The sequence below is a fragment of the Sphingobacterium cavernae genome (assembly GCF_008520265.1).
Taxonomy (GTDB): Bacteria; Bacteroidota; Bacteroidia; order Sphingobacteriales; family Sphingobacteriaceae; genus Sphingobacterium; species Sphingobacterium cavernae.
On sequence record NZ_VIQM01000088.1, the window covers coordinates 1 to 7,832 of the forward strand.

Annotated in this window: 6 protein-coding genes and 1 pseudogene; 1 reads left to right on the plus strand and 6 read right to left on the minus strand. The window is 33.0% G+C overall.

The genetic code is table 11. From position 1 onward, the window contains the following. A pseudogene (locus FLS47_RS16005) lies at positions 1–128 on the plus strand (transposase); the annotation flags it as partial. A gap of 63 nt (positions 129–191) precedes the next feature. Here FLS47_RS16005 and FLS47_RS16010 read toward each other — a convergent pair. The 6 genes from FLS47_RS16010 to FLS47_RS18310 all read right to left on the minus strand — a co-directional run. Further along, positions 192–1,838: a PepSY-associated TM helix domain-containing protein gene (locus FLS47_RS16010; RefSeq protein ID WP_149915342.1), complete on the minus strand. Its 1,647-nt coding sequence runs from the start codon at positions 1,836–1,838 to the stop codon at positions 192–194. A 12-nt stretch (positions 1,839–1,850) separates the two neighbouring features. Beyond that, positions 1,851–2,090 (minus strand): hypothetical protein, encoded by a 240-nt coding sequence (locus FLS47_RS16015; protein ID WP_188347461.1) that lies wholly within the window; start codon positions 2,088–2,090, stop codon positions 1,851–1,853. Between the two features lie 467 nt (positions 2,091–2,557). Further along, complete coding sequence (locus FLS47_RS16020; RefSeq protein ID WP_149915344.1) at positions 2,558–3,781, minus strand: DUF4374 domain-containing protein; 1,224 nt, start codon at positions 3,779–3,781, stop codon at positions 2,558–2,560. 12 nt (positions 3,782–3,793) lie between these two features. Next, the gene (locus tag FLS47_RS16025; RefSeq protein ID WP_149915345.1) at positions 3,794–6,190 is read right to left on the minus strand and encodes a TonB-dependent receptor; all 2,397 of its coding nucleotides are present in this window, start codon (positions 6,188–6,190) and stop codon (positions 3,794–3,796) included. Positions 6,191–6,223: 33 nt separating this feature from the next. After that, on the minus strand, positions 6,224–6,925 hold the full coding sequence (locus FLS47_RS16030) for a DUF4198 domain-containing protein (RefSeq protein WP_149915346.1): 702 nt from the start codon (positions 6,923–6,925) through the stop codon (positions 6,224–6,226). 702 nt (positions 6,926–7,627) lie between these two features. Beyond that, positions 7,628–7,832, minus strand: a 205-nt coding sequence (locus FLS47_RS18310; protein ID WP_223225369.1) for a transposase, incomplete at its 5' end; no start/stop codon positions are given.

Sequence of the window (7,832 nt, forward strand, 5' to 3'; positions counted from 1 at the left end):
CACCACACAGGTCATTCTTATTTAAACATTTTTGGAAAGAACATACTTTCTGGTCTGATGGTTATTTTGTTTGTTCAATAGGTGAAGCATCTCCTGATACTATTCCTGAGTATATTCTCAATCAGGGGGAGTCGCTTACATCCCACAGGCTAAAGACCTGTGGGTTTTACGCTCCGTTTTATAAAATAATATCAAGATTTCAAATTATAAGTTCTTATTTTATTATAAGCTATAAGACTAATTAGCCCTAATAATAACCAAAGAAAATCAACAATAAATAAATCCAACTTACCATTAATAAAATTATTAAAGAACCAATTTCCTGTTTTTACTCCATTAACAATGGGGACTAACAATCCACTAATAGCTCCAATAAATAATGCCTCCCTATTGGTTCTGTATAAATTCTTTCGAACGATATAATATGCCGCAAACAATAACCAACTCCAAAAGTAAACTCGATAAATAAATTGTTGATCAACAGTAGGGCTAAGTTTTATAGCTATAAAAGTAATAGCCGTAACAGGTAGCATACTTAAGCAAAGTGCTAAAAAAACATTCGCTGTCCAAAAATTAAATTTTCTTTTTCTTGGTATTACATTGTTCTTATCTCGGGCGACCAACCAAACCAAAATCCCTGAAATAATCACTAAGCAGCCCATAACTCCTAACACAAAATATAATGCTTTTACGGGGTATCCGCCAAAATCACCAAAATGTAAACGATATATCAGACTTCTGACTCTATTAATGTAGGTAACATCGGTATAGATAGATTTTTCTTCCAACACGTTGTCTCCAAGTACCTGAATAGCCAATATCCCTGATCCAGCAAAACTCTTGTTATAATGCGGCTCCACTTCAACCACAACATACATGTTTTCATCACCATAATTCTTCAATGTAAGTCTTTTGTATTCACTATCTGGCCACTTGTCCTTTGCCATCTGTAGATACTTATCAAAAGTAAATTCCTGATTTAAACCCTTATAACTGTATACTAATGGATAGCTTTGTGTTGTTTCTAAATCTTCATACAATTTATCCTTTTTACCATCGTATAAATGATTGGCAAAGGGCGTAATTAACACAGTATTAATGATTAAGACTATACCAGTGACAGCAAACATAAATTGATAAGGAAACCCTATAACACCTAAGGCGGTATGCATATCTGTCCAGACTGTCTTCCATTTACTAAAAGGACGATATGTAAAAAAGTTGGAAACTATTTTATCCCAATGCAATAGTAATCCTGTGATTAATGCGAACAAAAAAAGAAAAGCGGTAATCCCGGCTACTAAATATCCGAAAGGGGCAATCCCCACCTGTATAGGTACTTCATTTAATTGAGCGAGGAAATGTAATCGGTAAAGAAACTCACCCATATCATAATTACTGGCATAGTCACCTGCCTTATTATTCAAAAAATCTTGATATATATATTTACCATCACCCTGTTCTCCTCTTCCCCTTCTTCCCTTTCCTTTTTTAGAATTTTCAGGGTTATTTTTAAGTGCTTCTAAATTCTGCGTGTTAAGTATAGAATCCTGAGATGCACTAATCTGTACATAACCTTTTGTGCCATTCTGTTGGAGATAAAAATGAATATCTCGTCCCTTTAAGTTATAGCCATTTGATAAGGAATCTAAAAACTTACTGTACTGCGCAGGGTTAACTTTCTGATTATGATAGCTTGTATTTTTTTGCCAAGCAGAAATCTCTTTTCTAAAAAAAGAAAAAGAGCCAGCAAAAAAGATAACATATAACAAAGCACAAATTACTATTCCCGATATGGTATGGGTATTAAAATAGATGTTGTAATTTCTAATATTCATATTTAGGATTACTTAATTAAAAATGGTAGATAAAACATAACTGCCAGAAGCAGATAAATACCCCAAATTTTCCAACCATTTTTTGCTAGAAATGCAACTAATAACAATATCGCCCATAGTATATAGCCTGTTATAAAAGCCGTTATTATCAAGTTCTTTTTTTCGAATATGTGCGTCATCAAGAGATGAAAGCTGATCATCACACAGTACCCCCCTATGAACCCAGCGGTAATTTTCAAAAAACGCTGCCACGGGCTACTTAAGTATTTTTTATTTGCAGGCATATTGTTATTGCAATAGGATATAATAACTTGTCAATTCGACGAATAGAAAAAATGTGAAAATAATGATGACATGAGTGTACTTTATATATTGATAAGGATAAAGCAAAATTACCATGCTCAAAAATCCCATACTATACACCAACCAAGCAAATATCCCCGCGCCGAATCCCAGAGAACATACTGTTAGTAAAAGACTACATAAACCTAAGCATAAGGATAAGATTTGAGTTCTTTTTTTGTTTTCTATAATTTTCTCAAGCCAAATAGGTCTCTTGCCAAACTTGACTTTTTTGCTTGAATTAAACCATAAAAATACAGCTGAGAGCGTAATCGCTAGCGTAATGGTATACATAAATAATATTGGTAATAGTGGAAAAAGATCCATCTACCATAGTATCAATTCTATGGTAGATGGATTAAGATAATTTAGACAGATTAGTCTAAATGTTCAATGGCTGTTAAAGTTCCACCTTCTATTTTTAAACCTCTTGTTGCACTAGCGGTATTCGCATCAATTTTATAGACATAACCTATACCTGATGTTAAGTTCAGACCGATATATCCATATCGACCGCCCTCATCCGAATAATTGTTCGTAGTATACCCCTTTACATCTGTCGTATCTGGTAGGCCAGTAACAGCTTTCCAACTTTTTGTAGATACATCCAATACGCCAATAATATTTCCAGCGGTATAAGCACCTTTATTTTCTTTGGTACTTGAAAATGTTATAAACTTGTTGTTACCAACATACAACCAATTGGTAATATTTAAACCAGTAGAAAGTTCTTCAAAGTTGATATAGAATGATTTATCGAACTCCGTTGTTCCAGCTTTAATTCGTGTTACTGCAGAAGGCTTTGTACTATTCATCGTCGTATTAGTCCCCATAGAAGTAGCTACAGAAGATGAGAAGGCATAAACATCTCCATTTTCTACCAATTCTAGACCGTCCGTAAAATATCGACCAATAAAACTAGTACGATCATCTTTAATGATCTTTTCTAAAGTCATATTTGGATATGAATATACTGCTACCCAAGCCTGGTCTGGATAATCCGTTCCAAAAGTAGCTGAACAACATCCTTTAACGGTGAAGTATGGAGCATATACCTTCGTGCCAACCTGTTTTATCCAACTAAAAAAGGCTAGTTCTCCATTATTTGCTAGATCTGCCGTATTAATCGATCCCTGATTTCCTATTGCTAAATTATTCGTATTAAATTGATACCAGCTGGTTACAGGATTTGTATTACTTCTTGAAATCTTCATCATCAAGATATCATCGTTGACTGGAGCAAATGCTTGAACAGTTTCAGTTACCGCATTGGCTAGCTTATTTAAGCTTCCATTAAGAATATTATACACGGTAACAGCACCAGGGTTTCCTTGGCCATATAGCATGCTAAAAAACTTATTGTTGTGTGTCACATAATATCTGTAGGTACCATCTTGTTCAACGCCTTGTCCAGCAGTAGTTACTCTACCGGTATCCAAACTATTTGTAGTTAGCAGATAATCTGCCACACCTGTAGCAGCAACTGGAGTTACAGCAACTATGAAATTTCCTTTTTCTGCAGGATTTTCTGTATCATCTTTGGAACAACCTAATACTGTACTTAAAGCTAAGGCTGTAAATAAAAAGTTTTTAATATTCATGTGTACTTTAATTTATTTGTTATTATTTTTTCTAATGAAGTAGCGAAAATTAAGGTAAAATGCCCTACCTGGTTTTTGCATACTGAAGTTGTCATACAATCTTTCATTCGTAAGATTTCTAGCCTCAAGGCCTATATTGTAGCGACCTTCATACATGCTGTATACGAAGTTCAAATCATGACTTAGCTGCTTGGGGATTGTGTTTTTTGTAGCACCACGACTTGGCCAATAGAGGTAAAAATCATGTACATACTGTAGATTGTATCCAGCTGTTAACCTATTGTGCTTTCCCGTAAATTCAGGAAAATGTACATCAACGGCTAGATTACCAAATAGATAAGGAATATTAGGCATTTGATCTTTGTAAACAGGACTTACATCGGTATATCCATCTTCATATTTCTGCATATTTTGTAAATACTGATACGTCCAACTGGATGTTGCAGATAACCATGATTTAAAATCGTATCTAAATTCTAAATCAGCACCTACGGTTCTTACACCTTCTCTATTATCCGCCATGTATTTACTTTGATTTTGGTTTAAACGTTGATAGATAAAGTCTTTTGCATTTCTATATACGACGCCTGCCGTCAAGCCAAATTTGTTTATATTATTTAGCTCAAATTGGTACATCATACCTAGGTTGAAATTATTGCTGCTTTCGGGTTTGAGATTCGTATTAGCATCTTGATTTTCTAAATCGCCAAATAACTCATAGGGTGTAGCCATTCTATTCGTTAATTCATAACTAGCTTTTAGTTGTAAATTATCTTTAAAGAAATAAGATAATGCTGTACCGTATCCAAATCGATTAGAATTTACTGAATTCGTAATTCCATTTTTATTCTTTTGGGAAAGAAATTTACCAAAAAAAGTTGCGCTCCAAAGTCCCTCTTCCTTTAACTGATACCCAAAACCCAATACATTTTTTTGAGATATTTTTGCATACTCATATTGATTATTTTGAGGATTTAACTCATCAGATCCACTTCTATTAAATGTATTGAATACATTATTAAGAGTAAACACCTGCTTATCAGTTAAATTATAATTTATATTTGATGTAACTATACCATCCCTATTTTTGTATTTGTACATTGTTCTAGAACGTTCGCCTGAGGTTGGCGGTAATCCAGCATTAGTATCACCAAACCAATCAAATCTTTTAGCTACAGTATCAATGGTTTGTTCTGTACCTAAATTTATATTGGCATTAAGCATTACATCTAATCCTTTGATAAGGTCATTTTTACTGTATTTTAAACTAGGCATCACAATATTTCCACGACGATGCCAAGCACCAAAAACAGATTCCATCCTCGCTCCTGTCTGTATTTCTTTATAGTTTTTACCTAAAGTAATACCGAATAAAAGTCTATCAGCATACGATTTATTGACGACACCTAAATTTGCTATTATAGATTCGTTATGAAATTTATCATGGAATCGCTCAACCTCAGTATCATTTTTGTAGTTATCTCTTCTATTATTATGTTTTTCAATAAATACTTTATAGTTATTGTCTGAATAATTTTGAAATGCGTTTAATTCAAAAGTTAATCCATTTTTTGATGTTACAGCCCCATTAAAGGTTGTTCGGTGTGTATTGAAAGAACCAAATGAATATGATGCATCAATATAGTTTCTATTGGATTTATTGGTAATAATGTTTACAGCTCCACCCAAGGCATCTGACCCCAACCAAATGGGCACAACTCCTTTGAATACTTCTATATTTTCCGCCATATTTATAGGTATAGTATTCATTTGAAAGGTAGATCCCATATTATCCATTGGAATACCATCAATAAAAAATCTTATGTGACTTCCTGAAAAACCATTGATGGCAACGTTCATATTTGATCCTAAACCACCCTGTTCCCGAACACGGACTCCCGGTACTTGATCCAGTGCATCACCAATATTTAAGGTACTGTTATAGTATTTCGTTGCGTCTATTGAAGTTACATTGAACGCCATACGATTGGTTAATTGTGATTTAGTCAATCCTGTCACAACAACTTCATCAATTTTTACATTCTGACTAATCAGCTTGATGTCCAAACTATTATTAAGATCTTTAAGTAAAATACGATGCTTAAATTCATGGAAACCTACGGCTTGAGCGACAATATCAACTGTCCTATTTTTAATATTATTAATCTTGTAAAAACCAGAATTATCTGTAAACACTGTTTGACGCTCTACTTTTACGGTTACACCAGAAATAGGTTGATTATTATTTCCCTGGATTATTCCGGATAAAGAATAATCTTGTGCATAAGTCATATTCAGGACTACTAGCATGAAAGCACAAGTACATAGCGATTTATTAATTTGGATTGTTATTTTTCCAAATAATGAGTATACTGCACTTTTCAGTACCGCTAATAAATAATTAGTCATTTTAATACCTTTATAGAATGATTTAGATAGATTTTATTTTACAAAAATGACAACAGTATTGACACGCCATATTTTGTCTATCGTAGTTCCAAACCAATTGGTATCTTTATTTTCAGTATCTGTTACTTCTAATAGATACTTTCCTTTAAGCGGAGCACTAAAGCTTATTATTCCAGAATTGTTCGTTTTAAACTTTTTAACCCAACCATCCGGCAAAACAACTTCCACTTCTGCATTTACAAAAATTTCATTATTTCGCATAATTTTTGCATTGATTAAATCTCCAACTTTATAATATTTAGGATCAAGATCAATTGTTAATGATAAACCTAGTGGAGTTGGAGTTATATTGCCTAACTGGACTTTTGCCATAGCAAGAAATTCAAATGCAGTTGTTTTGTAAGTATCTTTTGCAGGATGCTCGATATATACAATATGAGTACCTTCTTCACTGGGAGTAAATGTTGCTTTGTAATAGTCAGTGACCGGTGCTTTCAAAAGTTCTGTTTTCTTTTTACTTGGAGAAAGAACATAAATTTTAAAATCTTTAACATCAGAATACCATTTGTCTAAAGGTTCAATAAGACCTTCGCTATATTCACCATAATAAATTTTTAATTCTTGTTCTTTACCTTTTGCACCTAATGGAATTGTTTCAATCCATAATGCATGAGCAGAAACCATTTTACATGCAAAAATGGATAAAAGCATAACAATTAATTTTACTGTTTTCATGTTTGATATTTATTTGTCAATTATTTATAAGCACATGGTTATAGTCAACGATGCGTCGCTTATTTTCTTTAATAATCTGTTTCATTCATTTACTACTGTCAATTATTACAATGACATTTAAAAATGAAAGGACAGTGTTCGACAAATTTTTCAAACGAATGTAGAATTGTTTGATTTTTCCTATCTTGCATGTCCTTCCATAATTGCTTGTTGAAGGTCCCATACTATTGTATGGAAACTTATATCAGTTACCGCTGATTTAAGAAAGCGTCATGTAAAGATTACCGTCTTACACATGACGCTCTTTTTTTATTTTAGGAAATCAAATTAATATTGATTTAAAATACCATTTATATTGTTTTTATTTAGACTTATTATAAACAGCGTCAAATATAGATTTTATATTTTAATTAGTATAAATAATATTAACTATTTAAAAATTCACTGCTAAAATTTTCGGATTATTAAGATAAATTTCGGAATATTAACTATTTCTATATACCTCTAAGCAGATCTCTCAGGAAGCTTATTAATGGAAAGACAGTGAGTTTTAAGTATTGTTTGATCGAGGTGGAAAAGTAAACAAAGCAATCCCTAAACGGACGTTTGTAAAATAGATACTCCTAGTTCACGAAAAATTTTTGAAACCGGTCGATAAGATTAGAACGGATTTGTTAACCAGACATTTATGACATAGGTGAACTACCCATTTGCTAAAGACAAATGGGCTTCGGGCTTCACAGACTTGTGCTTTGTTGCCAAAGTCTTATTTGAGTCTCTGCCCGTGTAATCGCCAGTTCCTGACGATATTATTTTTAATCCTTCTTTCAGAATGTTTTTTGCAGCGTTTAAATCACGGTCTAAAACGTGTCCATTTTTGCAAGTCCATTCTCTTATTGAAAGATTT

Excerpts from the sequence above, each read along its gene's own strand:
- FLS47_RS16010 (WP_149915342.1), bottom strand. The coding sequence starts at position 1,838 with ATGAATATTAGAAATTACAACATCTATTTTAATACCCATACCATATCG.
- FLS47_RS16020 (WP_149915344.1), bottom strand. The coding sequence starts at position 3,781 with ATGAATATTAAAAACTTTTTATTTACAGCCTTAGCTTTAAGTACAGTA.
- FLS47_RS16025 (WP_149915345.1), bottom strand. The coding sequence starts at position 6,190 with ATGACTAATTATTTATTAGCGGTACTGAAAAGTGCAGTATACTCATTA.
- FLS47_RS16030 (WP_149915346.1), bottom strand. The coding sequence starts at position 6,925 with ATGAAAACAGTAAAATTAATTGTTATGCTTTTATCCATTTTTGCATGT.